The 23,038-nt window shown below is 73.1% G+C and carries 23 protein-coding genes, 2 tRNA genes, 1 other RNA gene and 1 pseudogene; 14 read left to right on the plus strand and 13 right to left on the minus strand.

Annotation, left to right across the window (positions count from 1 at the left end; all coding sequences use genetic code 11):
• A complete protein-coding gene (locus VR894_RS05500) occupies positions 1-1,563 on the minus strand; it encodes a hypothetical protein (protein ID WP_324650338.1) in 1,563 nt (520 codons plus the stop codon).
• Between the two features lie 225 nt (positions 1,564-1,788).
• On the opposite strand from VR894_RS05500, the gene VR894_RS05505 reads away from it, so the two are divergent.
• Both VR894_RS05505 and VR894_RS05510 read left to right on the plus strand, forming a co-directional pair.
• A complete protein-coding gene (locus VR894_RS05505) occupies positions 1,789-2,367 on the plus strand; it encodes a pyridoxamine 5'-phosphate oxidase family protein (protein ID WP_324650339.1) in 579 nt (192 codons plus the stop codon).
• A gap of 14 nt (positions 2,368-2,381) precedes the next feature.
• Entirely contained in the window at positions 2,382-3,071 is a 690-nt protein-coding gene (locus tag VR894_RS05510; protein WP_324650527.1) for a haloacid dehalogenase type II, read from the plus strand.
• Positions 3,072-3,112: 41 nt separating this feature from the next.
• Here VR894_RS05510 and VR894_RS05515 read toward each other — a convergent pair whose 3' ends face one another.
• Genes VR894_RS05515 through VR894_RS05525 form a run of 3 tightly spaced genes read right to left on the minus strand, consistent with a single transcriptional unit; the run spans position 3,113 to position 5,405 of the window.
• Positions 3,113-3,292, minus strand: a complete 180-nt coding sequence (locus VR894_RS05515) for a hypothetical protein (protein ID WP_324650340.1) — start codon at positions 3,290-3,292, stop codon at positions 3,113-3,115.
• Positions 3,289-4,680, minus strand: a complete 1,392-nt coding sequence (locus tag VR894_RS05520) for an FtsX-like permease family protein (RefSeq protein WP_324650341.1) — start codon at positions 4,678-4,680, stop codon at positions 3,289-3,291. The genes VR894_RS05515 and VR894_RS05520 overlap by 4 nt, the downstream gene beginning before the upstream one ends.
• Positions 4,677-5,405: an ABC transporter ATP-binding protein gene (locus VR894_RS05525; RefSeq protein WP_324650342.1), complete on the minus strand. Its 729-nt coding sequence runs from the start codon at positions 5,403-5,405 to the stop codon at positions 4,677-4,679. Before VR894_RS05525 ends, VR894_RS05520 begins: the two co-directional genes overlap by 4 nt.
• 187 nt (positions 5,406-5,592) lie before the next feature.
• On the opposite strand from VR894_RS05525, the gene VR894_RS05530 reads away from it, so the two are divergent.
• The 3 genes and pseudogenes from VR894_RS05530 to VR894_RS19110 all read left to right on the plus strand — a co-directional run.
• Positions 5,593-5,865, plus strand: a complete 273-nt coding sequence (locus VR894_RS05530; RefSeq protein ID WP_324650343.1) for a DUF7218 family protein — start codon at positions 5,593-5,595, stop codon at positions 5,863-5,865.
• A gap of 91 nt (positions 5,866-5,956) precedes the next feature.
• On the plus strand, positions 5,957-6,412 hold the full coding sequence (locus VR894_RS05535; RefSeq protein ID WP_324650344.1) for a MarR family winged helix-turn-helix transcriptional regulator: 456 nt from the start codon (positions 5,957-5,959) through the stop codon (positions 6,410-6,412).
• Positions 6,413-6,492: 80 nt separating this feature from the next.
• Positions 6,493-7,689, plus strand: a pseudogene (locus VR894_RS19110) (MFS transporter); the annotation flags it as partial.
• A gap of 490 nt (positions 7,690-8,179) precedes the next feature.
• Here the strand turns inward: VR894_RS19110 and VR894_RS19115 are convergent.
• The gene (locus VR894_RS19115) at positions 8,180-9,172 is read right to left on the minus strand and encodes an alpha/beta hydrolase (protein ID WP_416380814.1); all 993 of its coding nucleotides are present in this window, start codon (positions 9,170-9,172) and stop codon (positions 8,180-8,182) included.
• A gap of 60 nt (positions 9,173-9,232) precedes the next feature.
• Between VR894_RS19115 and VR894_RS05550 the strand changes: the two genes are divergently transcribed.
• Both VR894_RS05550 and VR894_RS05555 read left to right on the plus strand, forming a co-directional pair.
• Positions 9,233-10,597 carry a serine hydrolase gene (locus tag VR894_RS05550; protein ID WP_324650346.1) on the plus strand — a complete coding sequence of 455 codons (1,365 nt, stop codon included), beginning with the start codon at positions 9,233-9,235 and terminating at the stop codon, positions 10,595-10,597.
• Between the two features lies 1 nt (position 10,598).
• Positions 10,599-10,865, plus strand: coding sequence for an acylphosphatase (locus VR894_RS05555; protein ID WP_324650347.1), 267 nt, complete (start codon positions 10,599-10,601; stop codon positions 10,863-10,865).
• Between the two features lies 1 nt (position 10,866).
• Here VR894_RS05555 and VR894_RS05560 read toward each other — a convergent pair whose 3' ends face one another.
• Complete coding sequence (locus VR894_RS05560) at positions 10,867-12,159, minus strand: CAP domain-containing protein (RefSeq protein ID WP_324650348.1); 1,293 nt, start codon at positions 12,157-12,159, stop codon at positions 10,867-10,869.
• Positions 12,160-12,471: 312 nt separating this feature from the next.
• Positions 12,472-13,110 carry a uracil phosphoribosyltransferase gene (upp, locus tag VR894_RS05565; RefSeq protein ID WP_324650349.1) on the minus strand — a complete coding sequence of 213 codons (639 nt, stop codon included), beginning with the start codon at positions 13,108-13,110 and terminating at the stop codon, positions 12,472-12,474.
• 48 nt (positions 13,111-13,158) lie between these two features.
• Here upp and VR894_RS05570 point away from each other — a divergent pair, with 48 nt between their 5' ends.
• Positions 13,159-13,611 (plus strand): nucleoside deaminase, encoded by a 453-nt coding sequence (locus VR894_RS05570; protein WP_416380815.1) that lies wholly within the window; start codon positions 13,159-13,161, stop codon positions 13,609-13,611.
• A 2-nt stretch (positions 13,612-13,613) separates the two neighbouring features.
• On the opposite strand, the gene VR894_RS05575 is transcribed toward VR894_RS05570, so the two are convergent.
• On the minus strand, positions 13,614-14,498 hold the full coding sequence (locus VR894_RS05575) for a Sir2 family NAD-dependent protein deacetylase (RefSeq protein ID WP_416380816.1): 885 nt from the start codon (positions 14,496-14,498) through the stop codon (positions 13,614-13,616).
• Positions 14,499-14,652: 154 nt separating this feature from the next.
• Here VR894_RS05575 and VR894_RS05580 point away from each other — a divergent pair.
• Positions 14,653-14,738 (plus strand) — tRNA-Ser (locus VR894_RS05580).
• A gap of 41 nt (positions 14,739-14,779) precedes the next feature.
• Here VR894_RS05580 and VR894_RS05585 read toward each other — a convergent pair.
• Both VR894_RS05585 and VR894_RS05590 read right to left on the minus strand, forming a co-directional pair.
• Positions 14,780-15,511: a glutamine amidotransferase gene (locus VR894_RS05585; RefSeq protein ID WP_324650350.1), complete on the minus strand. Its 732-nt coding sequence runs from the start codon at positions 15,509-15,511 to the stop codon at positions 14,780-14,782.
• A gap of 32 nt (positions 15,512-15,543) precedes the next feature.
• On the minus strand, positions 15,544-15,993 hold the full coding sequence (locus tag VR894_RS05590) for a DUF4190 domain-containing protein (RefSeq protein ID WP_324650351.1): 450 nt from the start codon (positions 15,991-15,993) through the stop codon (positions 15,544-15,546).
• A 93-nt stretch (positions 15,994-16,086) separates the two neighbouring features.
• Here VR894_RS05590 and VR894_RS05595 point away from each other — a divergent pair, with 93 nt between their 5' ends.
• The gene (locus VR894_RS05595) at positions 16,087-17,397 is read left to right on the plus strand and encodes a uracil-xanthine permease family protein (protein WP_324650352.1); all 1,311 of its coding nucleotides are present in this window, start codon (positions 16,087-16,089) and stop codon (positions 17,395-17,397) included.
• A gap of 19 nt (positions 17,398-17,416) precedes the next feature.
• On the opposite strand, the gene VR894_RS05600 is transcribed toward VR894_RS05595, so the two are convergent.
• From VR894_RS05600 to VR894_RS05610, 3 genes are all read right to left on the minus strand, one after another.
• Entirely contained in the window at positions 17,417-18,067 is a 651-nt protein-coding gene (locus tag VR894_RS05600; RefSeq protein ID WP_324650354.1) for a LytR C-terminal domain-containing protein, read from the minus strand.
• Between the two features lie 66 nt (positions 18,068-18,133).
• The gene (locus VR894_RS05605) at positions 18,134-18,460 is read right to left on the minus strand and encodes a type II toxin-antitoxin system VapB family antitoxin (RefSeq protein ID WP_324650355.1); all 327 of its coding nucleotides are present in this window, start codon (positions 18,458-18,460) and stop codon (positions 18,134-18,136) included.
• Positions 18,461-18,758: 298 nt separating this feature from the next.
• A tRNA-Ser gene (locus tag VR894_RS05610) sits at positions 18,759-18,843 on the minus strand.
• A gap of 131 nt (positions 18,844-18,974) precedes the next feature.
• On the opposite strand from VR894_RS05610, the gene ffs reads away from it, so the two are divergent.
• The 4 genes from ffs to VR894_RS05630 all read left to right on the plus strand — a co-directional run bounded on the left by ffs (position 18,975) and on the right by VR894_RS05630 (position 22,994).
• Positions 18,975-19,071: signal recognition particle sRNA small type (ffs, locus tag VR894_RS05615), an RNA gene on the plus strand.
• 74 nt (positions 19,072-19,145) lie between these two features.
• Positions 19,146-21,704, plus strand: coding sequence for a DNA polymerase III subunit gamma and tau (locus VR894_RS05620; RefSeq protein WP_324650356.1), 2,559 nt, complete (start codon positions 19,146-19,148; stop codon positions 21,702-21,704).
• Between the two features lie 101 nt (positions 21,705-21,805).
• Positions 21,806-22,405 (plus strand): recombination mediator RecR, encoded by a 600-nt coding sequence (gene recR / locus VR894_RS05625; RefSeq protein ID WP_324650357.1) that lies wholly within the window; start codon positions 21,806-21,808, stop codon positions 22,403-22,405.
• Positions 22,398-22,994 (plus strand): DUF5063 domain-containing protein, encoded by a 597-nt coding sequence (locus VR894_RS05630; RefSeq protein ID WP_324650358.1) that lies wholly within the window; start codon positions 22,398-22,400, stop codon positions 22,992-22,994. The genes recR and VR894_RS05630 overlap by 8 nt, the downstream gene beginning before the upstream one ends.
• The last annotated feature ends 44 nt before the right edge of the window (positions 22,995-23,038 follow it).

Below are 23,038 nucleotides of genomic sequence, written 5' to 3' on the forward strand. Positions count from 1 at the left end.
TCAGCGCCGGATGCCGAGACTGTCCGTGCCGTCGCCGTTCCAGTCGCCGACCAGAGTGGTGTCCTCGCTGCGCCCGTACGTCACGACGACGTCCGCGTTCCCGCCGCTCATGGCGTTCTTGACGTAGTACGTGCGGTCCCGGCGCACGGTCAGGGTGTCCCTGCCGTCCGCGTCCCAGTCGCCGACGTACACGTCGTCAGCGGGCCGGCCGTAGTGGACGACCTGGTCGGCGGCCCCGCCGCTGAGGGAGTTCTTGACGTGGTACTCGGCGCCGCGGCGCACGGCGAAGGTGTCCACACCGTCCCCGTCCCAGTCCCCGACGAGGATGTCGTCGCCCGTCCGGCCGTAGTGGATCACGTGGTCCGCCGCTCCGCCGCTCACGGAGTTCTTGACGTGGTACTCGGAGCCGCGGCGCACGGCGAAGGTGTCCACACCGTCCCCGTCCCAGTCGCCGACGTACACCTTGTCACCGGGGCGGCCGTAGTCGATCGCGCGGGTCGGGTCGCCCGCGTCGTTGGTGTCCCGGATGGAGAAGGTCCGGCCCACCCGGCTGGCGATGGTGTCCTTGCCGTCGCCGTCCCAGTCGCCGACGTAGCTCCGGCCGGCCGTGGTGCCGTACCGGAAGATGTAGGTGGCGCGGCCCGTGACGTCGTCGGTCAGGTGGTACTCGTCGCCTGTCCCGCCGACTCCGCCGTCGTCGAGCAGAACCGGCTCCGAGCGCACCGCGGACGTGGGGCCGGGACGCAGGTGCTGCGTGATCTCGCGGTCCATGATGCCGGCGAACTGACCACCGCGGATGTGCCCGACGCGGGACGGCCAGCTCGCGTCGGTGACGAAGCCCGCCTTCGTGTACCAGGCGAACCCGCCACGCGCGCCCCACACGTTCGAGGTGTACGCCTCGTCCGCCGTGCCGGTGTCGAAGGACACCACCGTCGCGGCCCGGTACGCGGCCGAGAACGACGGGGACGACACCGGTGCACCGCCGTAGGCGATGGCCACTGCGAGGTCGACCGAGTGTGCCTCACCGTGCGCGGGCAGGAAGAACCGGGTGGTCCACTGCGCACCGGAGGAGTAGCCGCCCACGACCACGCGGTCGAGGTCGAGGTCGTACTGCGACCGCAGGTGGGTGATGAGGGCGGAGGACCAGCGCGCCTTGCCCGCTGCGTGCACGACGTCGTACCAGCAGTTGTCGCTGCCGTCACAGCTCGGCCCGGGTGCCTCCGGCGTCACCAGCAGCAGGTTGTGCTTGCGGGCCACCGCCACGAGGCCCGCACTGCCGTCGGCGTCGAGCAGGTGGGTGTGGTTCGGGTTGTCGATCCCGTAGCCGCCGGAGCCGTCGGTGTACACCAGCAGCCCCACGGGCCTCGACCAGTCCAGACCGGACGCGAAGACGTGGTAGCTCGACCGGTACCCGTTCGCCGAGAACGGCACGTCGAGCCGGTCGGTCAGCGGACCACCGGACCCGTCCGTGGAGGCGGCGGACGCCGACACCCCGGCACCGGTCACGACCAGCCCGACGGTGGCGAGCACAGCAAGGACGGCTCGCCCGATGTGGTGATGCACGCGTAGCTCCGGCTGGTCGAGGTGGGGTGGATGACCCTCCCGCGCCGGTCGATCCACCAGGTGGTCGCCCACCGCGAAGGCGAGGCACGGGGCCCGGAGGGGCCCTCCTGTCCCCATCGGCCCGACGTCCGGGCTGATGAGGTTCCGTCGTCCACGTCACACGCTCGACTCGCGTGGAGCTCCGGAGCCGGCGAGCCGGCCCGCGCGACCTGGAACACTGGCGCCATGGCGAGACAGTTCGAGAGCATCTCCGACCGGCACCGGGCCTTCATCGAGGAGCAGCAGATGTTCTTCGTCGGGACCGCCGCACGGGACGGCAGGGTCAACGTCTCCCCGAAGGGCCTGGACTCGCTGCGCGTGGTCGGCGCGAACCGGGTGCTGTGGCTCAACGGGACCGGGAGCGGGAACGAGACGGCGGCCCACCTGCTCGACTCCCCGAGGATGACGCTGATGTTCTGTGCCTTCGCGGGCAAACCGCTCATCCTGCGCCTGTACGGCACGGCCACCACGCTCCACGAGGGCGACCAGGGCTGGGAGGACGCGGTGGCACTCTTCCCGCCGATGGGCAGCGCCCGGAACGTGTTCGACGTCGCCGTCGACCTCGTGCAGACCTCGTGCGGCTTCGGAGTCCCGCTCTACGACTTCGTCGACCAGCGCACCCTCATGGAGTCGTGGGCGGAGAGCCGTGACCGCGAGACGATCCGCGCCTACCAGCAGCAGAAGAACCGGGTGAGCATCGACGGTCTGCCCACCGGTCTGCCGCCGGTCCCCGAGCTGACAGCGGGCCTCGAGGCCCGTCGGTAGGCTGTCGCCCCGTGATGTCAGCACGTGAGGTCGACGTCGTCGTCTTCGACATCCTCGGGACGATGGTCGACGAGCCCGACGGCATCCGGCGCGCCGTCGAAGCGCTGCCGGCAGGGCTCGACGACGCGCGGACCGACGAGCTCGTGGCCGTGTGGCAGGCGCACGTCGACGATCAGCAGCGGCAGATGCTCACCGGTCACCGGCCGTACGCCGCGACCACCGCGGTCGACCTCGAGGCGGCCGCGCACGTCGCCGCGGCCGCCGGAGTCACCGACGGCGAGGCCGTCAGGGCCTTGGCTGCTGCTGCACAGCGGCCGGAGCCCTGGTCCGACACCGTCGCGGCACTGGACCGCATCTCCGCACGGTTCCCGGTGGTCGGCCTGTCCAATGCCGACCGGTCGTCCCTGGTCCGCCTCAACGCCCACGCCGGGCTGCGTTGGCACCTCGTCCTGTCCGCCGAGGACGTGCGGAGCTACAAGCCACGCCCCGAGGTGTACGAGCTCGCGGTCGCGGCCACCGGCACCTCACCCGACCGGCTGCTCATGGTCGCCGCCCACGCGTGGGACCTTCGCGGCGCGCAGGCCATCGGGATGCGGACGGCCTACGTCGAGCGGCCGGTCGGGGACCCGCCCGGACCGACGGACGTGTTCGACGTGACCGCGACGAACCTGGAGGAGCTGGCGACCATCCTCGGTTGCCCCTGACCACACGCCTGGCCCCGTCGCGGTCCGGCGGTCGCCCGCCGTCAGGAAGGGAGCTGGTCACCCACGACCTGGGGCAGGGCCCAGGAGTAGAGCTCGTGCCAGACGGTCCCGAGGCCGGCGGCCGTGACTGCCGCGACGGCGGCACAGCTCAGGACGAAGAGCAGCAGCAGCAGAAGTGCCCGGCGGGTGCCCGGCTCGGCGGTGTCGAGACGGTGGATCACGGCCGTCCCTCCGCGAGCACGCCCCGGAGCACGGTCCGCGAGGTCGCCACCCCGAGCCGGACGAGCAGCACCCCGGCGACGATGCACCCGGCCGTCAGGAGGACGCTCACCGGAGCCGTCACGACGGCGACGCCGACCAGCGGGAGCACGAGCGTGCCGGACAGGGTCACCGAGATGGCCGTGATGACGACGAGCGGAGTCATGATCGTGCGCCGCTGCGCTGCCACCATCGTCGCCTCGGGCATGCCGAGCCTGTCAAGGCTGCGGTAGAGCTCGGCACGGTCCATCACCTCGGCGGCCTGCGTGACGCCGGCCGACGCCGCGACCATGAGGAAGCTGGCCACGACCGTGATGAGGATCCCCGTCTGCACGTCGACGAGAAGCAGCTGGTCTTTCTTGCTGGGCATGTCACCCGCCATCGCCATGGTCGCGACCCCGCTGCCGGCGACGACGGCGACGAAGCACGCCATGACCACGCCGCTGACCTGGCGCCACACGGCCTTGGGCGACTGCGCCATGCTGCGGGCGGCGAGCAGCCGCTCCGGCCGGTCCGCGCGACGTACCTGCCGTCGCGCGAGGACCGACACCACCCACGGCCCGAGGAGGTTGAGGACGCCCAGCGCCGCCCCGAACGCGCCGAGGACGACCGCGACGGCCACGGCAAGGTCGGCGTACTGGCCCTGCATCGCCAGCACGGCGGCAAGGATGACGACGACGCTGACGACGGCCCGCGCCCACCCCACCGTCGGCACGTCCTGCCTGCGCCGCACCCCCAGCGGCGAGATGCTCACCTGCCGCAGCCCGACGACCGCGCTCACCGCCGCGAGCAGCACGACCGCGGCCACGGCGGCCGCCACCGCCCCGGGCGCGAGCCAGAACGCGCGACCGATGGGTTCCCCGCGGAAGTGGATGAGCTGGACGAACGGGCCGGTGACCAGGTAGCCGACGACGCCGACGACGGCGCCCGTCAGGGCCACGGCGGCCGCCTCGAGCACGGTCATCCGGGCGACCGTCGGCGTGCTCGCGCCGAGCAGCCGCAGGGTGGCGAGCCGGTCGTCCCGGCGCCGGGCGGACAGGCGTGCCGCGGCCCCGCCGAGGGAGGCGAGCGGCACGACGAGCAGGACGACGGCGAGTGCCGCGAGGAGCTGGTAGGTCACTGCCAGGTCGTCGTCCCACCGGAGGAAGGACAGCGCGCCGCCGAGGACGACGAGCAGGAGCGTCGTCGTCGCGGCGAAGGCGACGACGGGCAGGAGGAGCACCGCGGAGCGGGCGCTGCCGCGGCGGGCGAGCAGCCAGCTCGTCCGCACCGCCACCCAACCGTTCCGGCCCACGGGTGCGGGCGGGGGACTGGCCCCCGGGGAGGTGGTCGGGTGCGTCGTCGTGCTCATGACCGCTCCACGGTGTCGCCGACGATGCGCCCGTCCCGGAGGCGGATGACGCGCGCACACTGGGCGGCGACGGCGTCGTCGTGGGTGACGACGACCAGCGTGCGCCCGACGGTCGCGTGGAGCAGGGCCTGCATGACGTCGCGCGAAGTGTCGTGGTCCAGGGCTCCGGTCGGCTCGTCGGCGAAGACGACCTCCGCGCCTGTCACCTGGGCACGTGCGATGGCCACGCGCTGGGCCTGGCCGCCGGAGAGCTGGCCGATCCGGCGGTCCTCCATGCCCGCGAGCCCGAGGTGCTGGAGCCACAGCGCCGCGTGGTGCTCCGCGGCCGCACGTCCGACCCCGCGGAGCATGAGCGCCATGGCGACGTTCTCCACGGCGGTGAGCTCTGGGATGAGCAGGCCCTCCTGGAAGACGAAGCCGAGCCGCTCGCGACGCAGGCGGGAGCGCTGCCCGTCGGGAAGGGCGCTCACCTCGATGGGTCCCTGGCTGGTGGACAGGACGACGCGTCCGCTGCTCGGCCGCACGATGCCGGCGAGGCAGTGGAGGAGCGTCGTCTTGCCGGAACCGGACGCTCCCATGATGGCGACCGACTGGCCGGTGAGGAGGTCGAGGTCGACGCCGGCGAGCGCCGTCGTCATCCCGTAGGTCTTGGTGAGGCCGCGGGTGCTGAGGACGGCGACCGTCGCAGGTGCGAGCGGTGGTGGGGTGGTGGCGTGTGCGGTCATGGCCTCAGCGTCCGGCAGACCGTGCCGGCGGCGCGTCGGGTCCCGGACTGATCCTGCGTCGTCGTCGTCCGCTCCCGGGTGGAGGTGACGGGTCCACCGACGGGTGGACGCCCCAGCGTCCGTGCGGATGCGGGGGTGCAAGGAGCGGCGCATCCTGGGAGCCCGACGACGACACGGAGGAGGCACCATGCCCGGCAAGCAGGATCCCGGTCCCAGCGTCAAGGACAAGGAGCTCTACGAGTCGCTGCGCGACGAGGGCAACTCCAAGGAGAAGTCCGCCCGCATCGCCAACGCTGCGGCCAACAGCTCGCGCAGCGAGGTTGGGGAGAAGGGCGGACAGTCCGGGTCCTACGACGACTGGACGGTCGACGAGCTCCAGCAGCGGGCGCGGGAGGTCGGCATCGAGGGTCGGTCGAGCATGACCAAGGACGAGCTCATCGAGGCCCTGCGCGACCACTGACGCCGCTGACGATGTGCCCGGGAGCACGGTGCGCGACGTCACCACTGGTCAGAAGGATGCATGCTGCATGTAAGTGTTAGCGTGGGTCATCGTGACCGCAGCTCAGCACGACCCCTTCGAGGGCCTCATCGACGCCCTGGCCGACCTTGTCCGTCGGCACCGCAACCTCACCGTCCGGCTCTCCCGGGAGTCCGGTCTGCCCGCCGCGCAGGTCGCCGTCCTCGCCGCGATCTCGCGCCTGGGGGAGTCCCGGATCGCCGACCTCGCCGAGGACCTCCTCGTCGACCCGTCGGTCGTCAGCCGGCACGTGAGCCCGCTGGAGCACAGCGGCAGCGTCGAGCGTCGCCAGGACCCGGCGGACGCGCGTGCCGCCCTCGTCCGCCTCACCCCGCAGGGGGAGGAGGCGCTGGCGCAGGTCCGCGGCCTGCGCCGCCGCCACCTCGAGGCCGCCCTCGCCGAGTGGAGCGAGGCTGACGTCGCCGAGCTCACCGAGGTGCTCGGAACGGTCGCCCGCTTCCTCGACGCCACCCACGAGGTGGTCCGCTGATGGCCCTCGCCGAAGGTCAGTCCGGCCGCTTCGGTGGCTACCGCCGCAGCCCGGAGGAGGAGGCCAGGCACCGCGAGGTCATGAAGGTCTTCACCGGTCTCCTGCTCGCGCTGTTCGTCGCCATGCTCTCCGGCACCATCGTCGGCAACGCCCTTCCGGTGATCATCGCCGACCTGGGCGGCTCCCAGCTGCAGTACACCTGGATCGTCACGGCGGCCCTGCTGGCCTCGACGGCGAGCACCCCGATCTTCGGCAAGCTCGCCGACCTCTTCGACAAGAAGAAGCTGCTGCTGCTGGCGATCGGCCTGTTCAGCGTCGGGTCGCTGCTCGCCGGCTCGGCGCAGAGCGCCAACACCCTCATCGCCTACCGGGTGATCCAGGGCGTGGGCATGGGTGCCCAGATGGCGCTCGTCCAGACGACGATCGCCTCGATCATCTCCCCGCGTGAGCGCGGCCGGTACAACGGCTACATGGGCGCGGTCATGGCCGTCGCCACCGTCTCCGGCCCGCTCATCGGCGGGCTGATCGTCGACACCCCCTGGCTCGGGTGGCGCTGGACCTACTGGAGCGCGATCCCCTTCTCGATCATCGCGATCTGGGTGCTGCACCGCCGGCTCCACGTGCCACCGAGCACCCGGCGCAAGCCGCGGATCGACTACTGGGGCTCCGCCCTCATCGTCTCGTCGGTCACCCTCCTGCTCCTGTGGCTGTCCTTCGTCAACACGAGCTTCGCCTGGGTGTCCTGGCAGAGCGCCGCCATGGTCGGCGGCGCGCTCATCGGGACGGTCGTCTTCGTCCTCGTCGAGCTCCGCGCGGCCGAGCCCGTCGTCCCGATGTGGATCATCACCGAGCGCACCACCGCGCTGAGCATCGTGGCGAGCTTCGCCGTCGGCACCGTGATGTTCGCGGCCCCGGTGTTCCTCGGGCAGTACTTCCAGATCGGGCGCGGCTACGGACCCGCCGCCTCCGGGCTGCTCATGGTCCCGATGATGCTCGGGGTGTTCCTCGCCTCGACCATCTCCGGGCGCCTCGTGAGCAACCGCGGGACGTGGAAGCGCTACGTCGTCGGCGGGATCACCGTGCAGGCCGTCGGCGTCATGCTCATGGCGACCGTCGGCGTGGCGACGCCGCTCTGGCTCGTCGCGGCCTACCTCGCCCTCGTCGGCATCGGGCAGGGCGCCTCGATGCAGAACCTCGTCCTCGCCGTGCAGAACACCGTGGCGCTCAAGGACATGGGAGCCGCGAGCTCCGCTGTCGCCTTCTTCCGCTCCCTCGGTGGGGCGATCGGCGTCCAGGTGCTCGGGGCGGTCCTCTCCGCGCACATCGCCGCCCTGCTCGTATCCCGCCTCACGGCTGCCGGCATCTCACCCGACGCCATCAGCGGGACGGACGACCTGGACGTCGCTGCCCTCCCCGGCGACGTCGAGGCGATCGTCCGCAGCGCCTACGGCGACGGCATCGCGCTCATCTTCGTCATCATGGCCGTGCTGGCGCTCGTCGGGCTCGTCGCGGCGGTCCTCATGCGCAACTCGATGCTGCGCGACACCGTCGACCTCGAGGTCAAGCGCGCCGTCGACGACGTCCGGACCGCCGGGGACGCTGCCGCAGCGTCCGACCCCGACGAGGGCGACCTCGCGCACTCTCCCGGCGAAGCTCCTGCCGAGGACGCGCCGTCGCACTCGTCCGCTCCCGCCGACGACGTGCACCGGCACGGCCACCCCGGAGCGAGCCGGCAGGGCGGCTGCCCGGACGGCGAGGCTCCCGGCGCTAGGCCGCGCCCGTCGGGGAGGCCGCCAGCCGCGCCGTCGCCCAGTCGATCACCGCTTGCTCGTAGGCGTCGCGGGCAGGCTGCGGGGACAGGGCGAGGTCGTGGATCCCGCCGTCGACCTGGACGATCGTGACGTCGGGGCCGACCAGCGGCGCCCGCTCGACCATGTGCCGCACGTCGAGCACGCAGTCGGCGGTGCGCAGCTCCTCGGCCGTCGGTGAGGAGGGCGAGGCCGAGCGGGTCGAGCAGCAGAGCAGCACCGGGACGTCCACCGCGAGCCCGTGGGCGAGCCGGGCGTGCTCGTTGCGCACGCTGGCGGACATCCCTGCCCGCGCGGGAAAGCCCTCGAACGGCTTCCAGCCGAGGTCGTAGTCCCACGTCCCTCCGGTGGAGGCGTGGAGGTAGCGCCCGTACGGGGGCTCCAGGTGCCCGACGACCACGCTCGGGAGCCAGCGCGCGATCACCCGGATGAGGGCGGTGAGAACCACCCGCTCCACCCACGGCCCGTTGTGGTCGAACCACGGGCTGTTGAGCACGATGGCGTCGACCTCGCCCGGGTGGCGGTCGGCCCAGCTCACCGCGATGAGCCCGCCGGTGGAGTGCCCGAGGAGGAGGATCTGCTCGTGCCCGTCCGCCCGGATGGCGGCCAGCGCCACCCCGATCTCCTCGTCGTGGTGCCGCAGGTCGCGCACGTCCCCAGGGCGTGACCGCTCGCCGATCGCTCGGCCGCTGAGCCGCAGGTCGAGCGCGTAGAAGTCGAAACCGGCGGCGGCCCACCGCTCGGCGTGCGCCGTCTGGAAGAAGTAGTCGGTGAAGCCGTGGAGGTAGAGCACGGCACGCCGGCTCGTCGTCGTCTCACGATGGTGGACGAGGACCGCCTCCGGCTCGGCCCCGTAGTCGGGGGACGGTGCGAGGGCGATGCGGCGCTGGACCCACGGCTCGCCGAGGACGTCGGCGACGGGCGGGGAGAGGCGGGGGACGTCGTCGGGCATGGACCGCATCATCGCAGGGCCGGTGGCCGCCCACCGCCCAACGCTGCGACGATGGTCCCCATGCGGCACCGGACTGTGACGACGGCGCTGGCCGCGAGCCTGCTGCTCGCGGGGTGCAGCAGCGCGCCGGAGGCGCCGAGCACGGCCGAGCCGACTGCGACGACGGCGGCCCCCAGCGAGGCCGTGAGCCTGGCGCCCGGCGTGGCGGTCCCCGAGACACGCGCGGGTCAGGCGACGGACTGGGTGCTCGAGCAGCTCGCCGCCACCGACGGGCCGTCCCCGCAGGAGGCGGAGGAGCGCTTCGCCGAGTCCTTCCTCGCACAGGTCCCCGCCGCCCAGGCCGAGGCCGTCTTCGCCCAGCTCCGGGCGGTCGGACCCTACGTCGTCGAGGGCTACGAGGGGGCCGAGGACGCCGCGCAGGTGCCGCTCACCGGCGCGGACGACCGGTTCCTCCTGCACGTCGCCACGGACGTCGAGGGGCGGATGACCACGCTCTTCTTCGAGGCTGCGCGGCCCGTCCCCGACGTCACCTCCCTCGCCGACCTCGACGACGCCTTCGCCGACCTCGGCGTCGACTCCTCCTTCCTCGTCGCCGACGGCGCGACGTGCGAGCCCGTCCGTGCCCGGGAGGCCGACGTCGCCAGGCCGATCGGCTCGATCGTCAAGCTCTACGTCCTCGACGCCGTGCGCGCGTCCGTGGCCGAGGGCACCCTCGCGTGGGACGACACCCTCACCCTCACCGACGACCTCCGCTCACTGCCCTCAGGCATCCTCCAGGAGGAGCCCGCCGGGCACGAGGTCACGGTCCGTGAGGCGGCGCAGCTCATGATCTCCATCAGCGACAACACCGCGACGGACCTGCTCGTCGACGCCGTCGGGCGCGACGCGGTGCTCGCCGCCGTCGAGCGCCTCGGGCACCACGACCCCGCCCTGCTCGCCCCCCTCGTCACCACCCGCGAGCTCTTCCAGCTCGCCTTCACCGACCGTGGGCTGCGGGAGCGGTGGGTCGACGCGGACATGGCCGAACGGGAGCGGATCCTCACGGAGCTGCCGGGCGGCGCCGTCGACGTGGACCCCGCGCTCGTCCAGGAGGCCGCATGGCCACAGGGCCTGGACTGGTTCGCCACCGCGGAGGACGTGTGCCGGGCCCACGTCGCGCTCCAGGACGCCGAGACGGAGGACGTCGGGGACATCCTCGCGCTGAACCCGGGGATCGAGGTGCCCGACGGGTGGGACTACGTCGGCTTCAAGGGCGGCAGCGCCCCCGGCGAGCTCGCGGGCTCCTGGTATGCGACGTCGGCGGACGGTGACACGTACGTCGTCGTCACCCAGTTCGCCGCGTCGGACCCCGCCGCGGTGCCCGACGGTGGGTGGATGGCCGGGGTCGTCAGCCAGACCCTCGAGGTACTGAACGAGGAGGAGTGAGATGCGGCGCTGCTACGTGACCGTCACGGGACGGGTGCAGGGAGTGGGGATGCGGATGGCCTGCGCGTCACAGGCCGAGCAGGCGGGTGTGGCGGGCTGGGTGCGTAACCGGTCCGACGGCAGCGTCGAGGTGGTCCTCGAGGGCGAGGAGGGCGCCGTGGACGGCGTGCTGCGGTGGCTCTACAGCGGGCCCCCGGCCGCACGGGTCGACGACGTCTCCGTGCGGACCGAGGACCCCCAGGGCGAGCAGGGCTTCCACGTGCGGTAGGTCAGCCGCTGCGGCCCAGGATCGTCACCGCGTAGGGCACCCCGGAGTTGCTGTAGACGAAGCCGTAGCCCACGTGGGTGTAGCCCCTGTCGAGCATCCACGGTGAATGGTTGGGGGAGTTCGTCCACCAGGTGTGCATCCAGGTGAGCAGGGTGTTGCACTGCATGCTCGCCCCGCCGGTGTTGCGTACGACGAGCTCGCTGGAGCGGGACCAGCCGACCTGCGTGCGGTAGTTCGGGTTGTGCTGGACCCGGTCGATCGTCCTCAGCTGGTCCGCCCAGCCCTGCGCCACGTTCTGCAGGTGGGTGCTGTACTCCAGCGGCGCCCGACCGTTCGCGCCCCGGTAGGAGTTGATGAGCGAGAACAGCGTGCCCCGCGCGGTCGACACGTCACACGTCCCCGATGACGGCGGGGGCGTCGGTGTCGGTGTCGGCGTGGGTGTCGGTGTCGGCGTGGGCGCGGGTGCCGGTGTCGGGGTGGGCGCGGGTGCCGGTGTCGGGGTGGGCGCGGGCACCGGAGGAGGCGTCGGCTCCGGCTCGGGGGTGGGGGGCGGCGTCGGCGTCGGGGTGGGCGCGGGTGCCGGTGGAGGCGTCGGCTCCGGCTCGGGGGTGGGCTGCGGCTCGGGGGTCGGGGAGGCCTCGGTCGGCTCCGGCTCCGGTGTCGGGGACGCCTCGGGTGTCGGCTCAGGTGTCGGCGAGGTCTCCGGTGTCGGCTCGGGCTCCGGGTCCGCCGGCTCCAGTGCCTCGTTCGTGTCGGGCTCGGGCGTGACGTCGGGCTCCGGCGCGGGAAGAGGGCCCTCGGTGGTCCCGGGGTCCGGTTCGGGAGCGGTGGTGGGCTCCGGCTCGGGGATGCGCTCCGCGCCGTCGTCGGGGACCAGCACGTCCTCGTTGCCGTCCGGGACCGAGACCGGCGTCGCGGCCTGGTTGATCGGTGCGACCGGCTGGGCCTTCTGCGGTTCGCTGGACCGGTCGCCGCGCGAGGCACGCGTGACGGCCTCCGACCGCGTCTTGCTGCCCACCGCGGCGGCCGCCGCGATGACCTCCTGCTGGGCGGCGTAGTCGGCGATGGAGATGGTGACCTCGGCGCGCTCCGGCGCGGTCGTCACCACCACCGGACCGGTGAGGTGCGCCGGCATCCCGCTGGCCTCGAGCGGCAGCAGGACCCACCCGGGCAGCGTCGGGGCGGCGGTCACGGTGCTGGCCAGCACGGTGACGGTGAGTGCGAAGGAGGTGGCCACGGCACCGAGACGGCGCATGGTGCGACCAGCTCGGCGCGCGGCTGCGTCAGATGCCACTGCTACGGCTCCTTCACCGCCTGCGCGAGCGCGCCCCAGCCCACGGGTTTGCGAGGCCTCGACGACGGGAGGGTACGGCGATCGTCGAAGTCGTCCGATCCAGGACGCACTCTAGCCCTCAGGCGCACCATCTGTCACACAAGTAACAGCAGTCACAGGAGGGCATGGCTGCGGGGCGTCCGGCGACCGACGTGCGTCGGTGGGTCGTCCCTTTCGCTCAGCACGAGGTGCTGAAAGGGGCGACCGATGATCGACAGGGACGTATCACCTGCGGCCCGGGGGCCAGTGAGGCGCCGGGCCGCGCGCGCCGGGTCAGTCGACGATGCCGTAGAGGCGGTCGCCCGCGTCGCCCAGGCCGGGGACGATGTAGGAGTTCTCGTCGAGGCGCTCGTCGACGGCTGCCGTGACGATCTTCACCTCGCCGCGCTTCCCGACGGTGCGCTCCACCGTCCGCAGGCCCTCCGGTGCGACGAGCAGGCAGATCGCCGTGACGTCACGGGCGCCGCGGGCGAGGAGGTACTCGATGGCGGCGACGAGCGTGTTGCCGGTCGCCAGCATGGGGTCGAGCACGAACACCTGGCGGCCGCTGAGGTCGTCCGGCAGCCGGTTGGCGTAGGTGATGGCCTCGAGTGTGCGCTCGTCGCGCTGCATGCCGAGGAAGCCCACCTCCGCCGTCGGGAGCAGGCGGGTCATGCCCTCGAGCATGCCCAGTCCGGCCCGCAGGATCGGCACGACGATGGGGCGCGGGGAGGCGAGGTGGGTGCCCGTCGTGCGGGCCACCGGTGTCTGGACCTCCATCTGCTCCGTGGCCACCTCCCGCGTGGCCTCGTAGGCGAGCAGCGTGACGAGCTCCTCGACGAGCAGCCGGAAGGTCGGCGACTCGGTGCGTTCGTCCCGCAGGACGGTGAGCTTGTGGGCGATGAGCGGATGGTCCGCGACGTGCAGGCGCATGGGTAGAACGTACCCGTGCCGACGGGGCCACCGGGCAGGATGGAGGTCATGGCTCCGTGGACAGCGGCGATGGAGACCGCCCTGACGCTCGCCGAGCACGCCCCCTCGGGTGGTGACGTGCCGGTGGGCGCCGTCGTGCTCTCCGCCGACGGCCGGGTGCTGGCGCGAGCCCACAACCGGTGCGAGGTCGACGGCGACCCCACCGCCCACGCGGAGATCCTGGCGCTGCGTGCGGCGGCCGCCGCGGCGGGGACCACGCGGCTCGAGGGCTGCACGCTCGTCGTCACCCTCGAGCCCTGCACCATGTGCGCCGGCGCCGTCGTCCTGGCCCGGCTGGAGCGCGTGGTCCTGGGCGCGTGGGACCCCAAGGCCGGGGCCTGCGGGTCGGTCCGGGACGTCGTGCGGGACGCGCGGCTCAACCACCGGGTCGAGGTCGTCGGCGGGGTGGAGGCGGGGCGTTCCGCCGCGCTGCTGCGGGAGTTCTTCGCCGCGCGCCGCTGAGGCTACTCGAGCACCTCCGCGAGGTAGGGCAGGGCGACCGTCGTGCTCATCGCGACCTTCGCCGTCGCGAGGTCGTCCCCGCGGGTCGGTCCGCGGGTGATGATGACCACCGGCTTGCCGGCCTTGGCGGCCTGCCGGACGAACCGCAGCCCGGACATCACCGCGAGCGACGAGCCCGCGACGAGCAGCGCGTCCGCGTCGTCGACGATGGCCCGCGCCCTGGCCACCCGTTCACGGGGTGTGGTGCCGCCGAAGAACACGACGTCGGGCATGAGGACGCCGCCGCACCGAGGGCACGGTGCGACGCGGAAGTCCGCGGTGCTCTCCAGGGCCGCGTCCGCGTCGGGGGCGAGCTCGACGTCGGCGACGTGCTGCTCGCGCCACCCCGGGTTGAGCTCGCTGAGGATGACGTCGAGCTCCTTGCGCGAGATGACGTTCCCGCAGTCCAGGCACACGACCCGGTCGTAGCGCCCGTGGAGGTGGATGACGTTGCGCGAGCCGGCCCTGAGGTGGAGCAGGTCGACGTTCTGGGTGATGAGGCCGTTGACGAGGCCGTCGTGCTCCATGCGCGCCAGGGCCTCGTGGCCGGGGTTGGGGTGCACGGTGCGGATCTGCTGGTAGCCCAGGTGGTTACGGGCCCAGTAGTGCCGCCGGTGCGACTCCGCGGAGAGGAACTGCTGGTGGGTCATCGGACGGCGCGGCGGCGACCCGGGGCTGCGGTAGTCCGGGACCCCGGAGTCGGTGGAGACGCCGGCGCCGGTGAGTGCCGCCGTCGTCGCTCCGCTGAGGAGGGTGACGACGGGGGCGAGGGCCGCCGGGACGTCGGCGGGCTCGGGCGTCACGGCGTGTGCCGGCGGCGCCACGATGTGCGGGCGGGGGAGGTCCACGCAGCCGAGGTTAACCCCGGACCCACCCGGCCACTCGGGGAGGCGCCCGCCGCGATGACCGCACCGGGCCGCGCGGCTGAGGCGAGGGCCACACCCGCGCGGGGACCGGCCGGCTTGGGTGGGCCGGAGGCCTGTGGCTACACTGAACCGCCGAGGTAGCGTGTCCGAGCGGCCGAAGGTGCGGCACTCGAAATGCCGTGTGGTTCATAGCCACCGTGGGTTCAAATCCCACCGCTACCGCGCGTGAAGGGCCCTGGCAGCGACTCTGCCGGGGCCCTTCGTCATCTCGCGTAGCGCCGGACGAAGTTGCCCAGGATCCGGCCCACCTGGCCGACGTCCGCCGCCGCCACCTCGCTGCGGATGTCGTCGTACTCCTCGGGACGGAAGTACCCGGAGTGCCGGTAGATCTCCATCCGCTCGAGGAGCGACTCCAGGGTGAGCTCGGGGTGGAACTGTGTGCCGTAGAGGTTGGTGCGCACTCGGAACATCTGGACGGGGCAGTGCTCGGAGGTGGCGAGGATGACGGCGTTCTCCGGGAGGTGCGTGCACGCCTCCTTGTGGCCGACATACGCGTGGAAGGTCGGCGGCAGTCCCTCCAGCACCGGGTCGGCGGCGCCCGCGGCGGTGAGGGTGACGGCCGGCGCGCCGATGCGCTCGGCGTAGGTGCCGTCGATGACCCCGCCGATGTGCCGGGCGAGGGTGCCGATGCCGTAGCAGGCGCCGAAGAAGGGGAAGTCCCTGGCCCACAGCTCGTCGAGGAGACCGCTGAGCTCGGCCTCGACCCGGCGCTGGGTGTCGCTCTTGTGCTCGTCGGGGACCGAGCTGGTGAACGGGCTGCCACCGACGATGATGCCGGAGTAGGCGTCGAGGTCGATCTCGGGCAGCGGCTGTGCCTCGAGCCGGACGCGGTGCAGCTCGCGCTCCTCGAGCCCGCCGAGGTCGAGCATCGAGGCGTACTCGGAGTCGGCGGCCGCGTCCTCGGACCGGGTGGCGAGCAGCAGGAAGGGCTTCACGAGCGGCAGGCTAACCCGCGCGGACGGGTGCGTCAGAGGAAGGACCGCGCAGTGAGGAAGACGAGGAGCACGGACAGCCAGATCGCGGTCGTGACGTACCCCAGGACCAGCGCGGCGACCGCGAGGCCGCGGCCGCCCTCGTAGGAGGTGCGCAGCCGGCGCAGCGCGAGGTGCCCGAGGGCGACGGCGACGAGGCACACGCCCGGGACGACGACGCCGACGACACCCAGCACCATCGCGGTGACCGCGACCGAGTCGTTGCGGTACGCCGGGCTGTCGTAGCCCTGGCCGCCGAGCACCTGGGCACGGTGCCGGTCACTCGTCGCGAACGCGCCCGGGCGAGCGGTCTGCGAGGCAGGGTCCGGCGGCAGGTACGGGGACGGTGACCCTGCGGGGGAGGGGGGTGGCGGGTAGGGCCCGGGCGCGGCGCCGTCGTGCGCCGACCGCTCGCGGCCGGGGGCCCGCCACTGGTCCTCGCTCACCCGCCAAGGATTGCACGCTGGGACGCGGCACGGGTGGGGTCCTCCAGCCGCTAGTCTGCGCGGCGGCGAGATCCACCGGCGAAGGGCATGGGCATGGCGATCTGGACGGTGCACGGCGACGGCGTACGAGTGGGGCCCGGGTCGGTGGTCGCCCCCGGTGAGCGGCTGAGCTGGCCGCGGACGATCGGGATCGGCGCCCAGCACGTCGTGGCGATGTTCGGGGCGACGTTCCTCGTCCCCCTCATCACCGGCTTCCCGCCGGCGACCACCCTGTTCTTCTCCGCGGTCGGGACGATCCTGTTCCTCCTCATCACCCGCAACCGGGTGCCCAGCTACCTCGGGTCCAGCTTCGCCTTCATCGCACCGATCGGCGCGGCCACCGAGGTCGGGGGCATGCCCGCGGCGCTGGGCGGCGTGCTCGTCACCGGGGTGCTGCTCGCGCTCGTGGGGCTGCTCGTCCACGTCGCCGGCGCGCGGTGGATCGACGTCGTCATGCCACCGATCGTCACCGGCACGGTCGTCGCGCTGATCGGCTTCAACCTCGCCCCGAGCGCGTGGAACAACGTGTCCGCAGCCCCGACGACGGCCGTGGCGACCATCGCCGTCGTCGTCCTGGTCACCGTCCTGTTCCGCGGGATCCTCGGACGGCTCGCCATCCTCGTCGGCGTCCTCGCCGGGTACGTCGTGGCGGTGCTGCGCGACGAGGTGGACTTCACGAACGTCGGCGAGGCCGACTGGATCGGCCTGCCGACGTTCACCGCGCCGACCTTCGACCTGTCCCTCATGGGCCTGTTCGTCCCCGTCGTCATCGTGCTCGTCGCGGAGAACATCGGGCACGTGAAGTCGGTCGCGGCGATGACGGGCGAGAACCTCGACGACGTCACCGGCCGGGCGCTGTTCGCGGACGGTGTCGCGACGACGCTGGCGGGGGCGGGCGGTGGCTCCGGGACGACGACGTACGCGGAGAACATCGGCGTCATGGCGGCGACCCGGGTGTACTCGACGGCCGCCTACGCGGTGGCCGCAGCGGTCGCCCTGCTGCTGAGCATGTCGCCGAAGTTCGGCGAGCTCATCAACACCATTCCCGCCGGTGTGCTCGGTGGTGCGGCCACGGTCCTCTACGGGATGATCGGCGTGCTCGGCGCCCGGATCTGGGTGCAGAACAGGGTGAACTTCTCCGACCCCGTCAACCTCACCACGGCGGCGATCGCGCTCATCGTCGGGATCGCGAACTACACGTGGGTCGCGGGGGACATGCGCTTCGAGGGCATCGCGCTCGGCACCGCCGCCGCCCTGGGCGTCTACCACGTCATGCGGGCGCTGGCGCGGTGGCGCGGCACCAGCCTCGAGCCGGCGAGCCCGGCCTCGGTGCCGGACACGACCGCGGGCGGGCGCGCGGACTGAGCGCGCCCGCCGACGGGCGTCAGCGCTCGGTCGCCTCCTCGGCGACGGGTGCCTCCTGCTCGGCGCCGGTGTCCTCCGGGACCTCCACCGGGGTGCACCCGGGCGGGGGAGTGAGCGGGACCTCGGGGTCGACGGGCGCGGCCTCGGGAGCCGGGATCTCGCTGAACGCACCACCGAGGACGACGTCGATCGTGGCGTCGTCCCGGCCGTCGAGGGTCACGGTGGCGCCGGGAAGCAGCTCGACCACGGTGTAGGCGGCCTGCAGCCCGCGCGGTCCGCTGACCACGTTCGCCACCCCCTCGAAGCTGCCGCCGTAGTTCGCCTCCTGGGAGATGACCACGCCGAACTGCGCGAGCCCGCTGGCGGTCCGAGCAGCCAGGCCCGTCTGGTCGGTCGCGTTGAACACGTTGGCGGTGATCTCGTTGAACGGCGCCGGGAGCGCGTCGGCCGGTGGGCACGGGGCGTTGGCGGTGGCTGCCTCGGTCGGCTCCGGTGAGCTGAACGGGCGCGCGAACGGCGAGGGGATGACGTTGCTCCACACGGCGGCGGCCACGAGGGCGACCGCGAGCATCGCGGTGATGAGGATCCCGAAGACGAGCGTCTGCCGCTGCTGGAGGTGGCGGCGTCGGGCGGCGCGCCGGCGCTCGGCCTCTGCTGGGTCAGTCGTCACAGGGCAAAGGTAATGGCTGAGCCGGGCCTACGCGGAACCAGCCACGGCGGCCGGTGCGGCGCGGGCTCACAACGGCGAGGTGGCCACCGTGCCGTCCGGCGCCAGCTCGAGCACCCGCGCGTGGACGTGGAGACGCTGCTGGAGAGCCGCGCGCAGGGCGCGATGGAGGCCGTCCTCGAGGTAGAGGGTCCCCCGCCAGGACACCACGTGGGCGAAGAGGTCGCCGTAGAAGGTGGAGTCCTCGGCCAGGAGGTGGCGCAGGTCGAGCTCGCTCTTGGTGGTGACCAGCTCGTCGAGGCGGACCTGCCGCGGTGCCACCGCGGCCCAGTCACGGGTGGTCTCGACGCCATGGTCCGGGTAGGGACGGCCGTCGCCAACAGACTTGAAGATCACGCCCCGATAGTAGGGGCCGCATCCACCGAGGGGCAGGGCATACCCGGTATCGCCACGGGTCTTGCCATCGAGGGGCGGGCGAGGAGCCGCAGGACGGTGCCGTCCGCGTCCACGAGAAGGACCACGACGGGACGGGCAGGGATGTCCGCGTGTGGACCGTCACCCCGCTGCCGACGGGAGGGCTTCGACGCCGAGGGCTGAGCCCGCGCTACGGGGAGCGTCACGCCGTCGCTACGGGGAGCGTCCGGCGGCCACGAAGGGCCCGTGACCTCTCGCAGGTCACGGGCCCTTCGGTCGGCGGAGGATGGGGGATTCGAACCCCCGAGGGCGTTAACCCAACACGCTTTCCAAGCGTGCGCCATAGGCCACTAGGCGAATCCTCCTGGCGGGACGAGGGTACCTGAGGTCGTGCCGCGGATCGAACTGCGCACCGGCCGATGTGCGCCATCACTCACCTGGGCCTCCGGATGACGGCAGGCCGCTGGACCCACCGCAGTCGTCCGTTAGACTTGTCCCCGACCCCTCGTGCGGCGTCACCTCACTGAACTCCCCCAGGGCCGGAAGGCAGCAAGGGCAGGTGAGCTCTGGCGGGTGCGCGAGGGGTCCTTGCATGCCGGGGCACGGGCGCGGGGTCCGGTCCACAACGGGGCGCAGCCACCGCCGGAAGGCGCCTAGAGTTCTTCGGGTGAGCACCGCCCTGTACCGCCGCTACCGCCCCGAGACGTTCGCGGACGTCATCGGGCAGGAACACGTGACCGACCCGCTGCGGGCCGCGCTGCGCTCCGACCGCATCACCCACGCCTACCTCTTCTCCGGGCCACGCGGCTGCGGGAAGACGACGTCGGCGCGCATCTTCGCGCGCTGCCTCAACTGCGTCGAGGGCCCCACCGACACCCCGTGCGGCACCTGCCCCAGCTGCGTGGAGCTGGCACGCGGCGGCGCGGGCTCGCTCGACGTCGTCGAGATGGACGCTGCGTCGCACGGAGGCGTCGACGACGCACGCGAGCTGCGGGAGCGGGCCGCCTTCGCCCCGGCGCGGGACCGCTACAAGGTCTTCATCATCGACGAGGCCCACATGGTCACGAGCCAGGGCTTCAACGCGCTGCTCAAGCTCGTCGAGGAGCCGCCCGCGCACGTGAAGTTCGTCTTCGCGACGACGGAGCCCGAGAAGGTCATCGGGACCATCCGTTCCCGGACCCACCACTACCCGTTCCGGCTCCTGCCGCCCGAGCGGCTGCAGGCCTACCTCGAGGAGCTGTGCGCCGCCGAGGGCGTCTCGGTCGCCACCGGGGTGCTGCCTCTCGTCGTGCGCGCCGGCGGCGGCTCGGTCCGCGACTCCCTGTCGGTGCTCGACCAGCTCATCGCCGGCGCGCAGGACGGCGAGGTCAGCTACGAGCGGGCCGTCGCCCTGCTCGGCTACACCCACGCGACCCTCCTCGACGACGTCGTCGATGCGCTCGCGGCACGTGACGGTGCCAGCCTCTTCCGGGTCGTCGACCGGGTCATCGACTCCGGCCACGACCCGCGCCGGTTCGCCGAGGACCTTCTCGAGCGGATCCGTGACCTCGTCGTCATCGCGGTCTCCGGCGAGCACGCGGCGACCGTGCTGCGGTCGCTGCCGAAGGACCAGTTCGAGCGGATGCGAGTGCAGTCGCAGCAGCTCGGTCCGGCGGAGCTGTCGCGGGCCGGCGACCTCGTCAACGACGCACTGACCGAGATGAGCGGCGCGACCTCGCCCCGCCTCCAGCTCGAGCTGATGTGCGCGCGGCTGCTCCTGCCCGGCGCCGACGACGCGGCCCGTGGGCACGCCGCCCGCCTCGACCGCATCGAGCGGCACCTGTCCGGAGGGAGTACCGCTCCGCAGGCGGCAGGGCCGCAGACGTCACCCGCCTCGGCTGCTCCAGCTGCGTCGGCGCACGGCGCGAGCGGCTCGGCGGCGTCCGGGCCCGGCGGCCGGGCCCCCGCCGGGCATGCCGGAGCCGGCGAGCGACCCGCGGCGGAGGGCGGGGCGCCGGCGGACCGGGAGCGCGCCGCGACACCGTCGACGCCGGCACCTGCGGACGCCCACTCGGCCCACCCTGGCCACGCGACGTCTGTCAGCGCGCCGGCGGACCCGGCGACCGACAGCGCCTCGACCGTGCCCGCGCAGGGCACGGCACCCGGCGGTGCGCCGACGTCCACCGCCGCGGACACTGCCCGGCCTGCTCACGTCACGGAGGCGGACGAGGCGGTCGACGACACTCCGGCGCCGCCGACGCCGAACGGCGGACGCACCGCGCAGGTTGGGGCGCCGAGCCGACCCGCCGAGGGCGTGTCCGCACCGTCGGGGGTGTCCGACCTGCCGTCCGAGCCCGGCGCGCCCGAGCAGGAGCCTGCGCCGTGGGCCTCGGAGGCAGCCGGCCCGGTGCGGCCCCGGTCCCAGGAGCCGGCCGCCTCCCCCTCACGGCCCACCTCCCCGGCCCCGAGCGCCGACGCCGACCTCATCCGTCGCCGCTGGTCGGAGGTGCTCGCGACGTTGGCCCAGTTCAAGCGCTCGACGTGGGCACTCGTCTCGCAGAACGCACAGGTCGGCGAGGTGTCCGGGGGAGTGCTCCACCTCGCCTTCGCGACCTCCGGCCTCGCCCACACCTTCCGCAACGGTGCGCACGTCGAGCCGTTGCAGCGAGCGCTCCTCGAGACGCTCGGCGTCCAGCTGCGGATCGAGCCCGTGCTCAGCCAGGCGGCTGAGAGCGGCGGACAGGGCGGTGCGCCGTACGCCGCCTCGGAGACGCCGGCGGACGCCTGGACCGGCTCCTCGGCGGGTGGGTTCACCGCTGCCCCGGGGGCGGGGCGCGACGCCGGCGGGTGGTCACCCGGGCCGGCTCCGACGGGCGGGCAGCCCGGAGGCGCACCGACGCCCAGCACGGCGGACGCGGGCCCGGCGGCTGCGGGGCCCGGAGCGGGAGCGGGGGCGTGGTCCACGCAGTCCGCGCCGTCGCCGACCGAGGCCGCCTCGCCGGGAGCCGCGTCGTCGTCGCCCTCCCACCAGCCGCCCGGCGGACGGGCAGAGGCAGGTCCGGCGGCGGCCGGAGTGGGTGACATGGCACCGCGCGGCGCCGGGACGCCGCCCGAGCCTCCGGTCGCGCGCGTCGCCCTCGCCGACGACACCCCCAGCAGGGACGATCCCGACGCCGAGAACTCCGGCATGGTCGGCGCTCCGCTGATCGAGCGGATGCTCGGCGGAACGATCATCTCCGAGGAGTAGCCCGGGCGGTCCCGGCCGCGACGGCGGAACCCGCCGGACACGGGCGGAGGGACGCCGGGTCCTGGCGCCCGGGTGTCGGTGGGGGGACGTAGGCTGGCCACGTGTACGAAGGCGCAGTGCAGGACCTCATCGACGAACTCGGGCGACTCCCCGGGATCGGCCCCAAGAGCGCCCAGCGCATCGCGTTCCACGTCCTGTCGGCCGACACCGCCGACGTCGAGCGCCTCGCCCACGTGCTCACCGAGGTCAAGAGCAAGGTCCGGTTCTGCGAGGTGTGCGGCAACGTCTCCGAGGGCGAGCGCTGCCGCATCTGCACCGACACGCGCCGCAGCGATGACGTGCTGTGCGTCGTCGAGGAGGCCAAGGACGTCGTCGCCATCGAACGCACTCGCGAGTTCCGCGGGAAGTACCACGTGCTCGGCGGCGCCATCAACCCGATCAACGGCATCGGCCCGGACAACCTGCGCATCCGCGAGCTCATGACCCGCCTGGCGGACGGCAGCGTCACCGAGGTCATCCTCGCCACGGACCCCAACATCGAGGGCGAGGCCACCGCCACCTACCTCGCACGGATGCTGCGCGGCATGGGGATCCCGGTCTCCCGGCTCGCCTCCGGGCTGCCCGTCGGCGGGGACCTGGAGTATGCCGACGAGATCACGCTCGGCCGTGCCTTCGAGGGACGTAGGAGGATCGATGCCTGACACCGACGAGTCGGCCGTCGCGCAGGAGGTCGCCGACCTCCACTCGCTCGCCGGCGCCATGGCGGCCGAGTCCGAGCGCTTCCTCGAGTGCCTCACCCAGGTGGCCTCGGGTGCGCACCCGGACGTATCGATCTCCCTGCTCCTGCTGGCGGTCGCCGACCTCACGGCCGCGGGCGCACGGCTGGGCGCCGTCGTCGACGTCCTCCCGCCGGAGCGTTTCGAGCCCGACGACGGTGAGGAGCCCGACGCCGACCCGCTCCGGCTCGGGCTGGTCAACGCCCTCGACGGGCTCGACGAGTACCGGGAGGTGCCCGACCCCCTCGTCGACAACGTCTCCGTGACCGGGAGCCTGTCCGCGGATCTCGCCGAGGTCGCTCTTGCACTGCGCCGCGGGCTGCAGCACCACCGCGCCGGGAACGTCATCGAGGCCCTGTGGTGGTGGCAGTTCTCCTACCTGTCCAACTGGGGTGACCGCGCGGCTGCCGCACTGCGCGCGCTGCTCTCGGTGCTCGCCCACGTGCGTCTCGACGTGCCGGCCGACGTCGCCGCCGACGCCCAGTTCGACGCGCTCCACGCCGAGGCCGACTGAGCCGGGCACAACCCGACGCCTCGGTCCGGGCCGACTGACCGGCC

The sequence above is a fragment of the Georgenia sp. H159 genome (assembly GCF_035607575.1).
In the GTDB taxonomy this organism is placed as follows: Bacteria; Actinomycetota; Actinomycetes; order Actinomycetales; family Actinomycetaceae; genus Oceanitalea.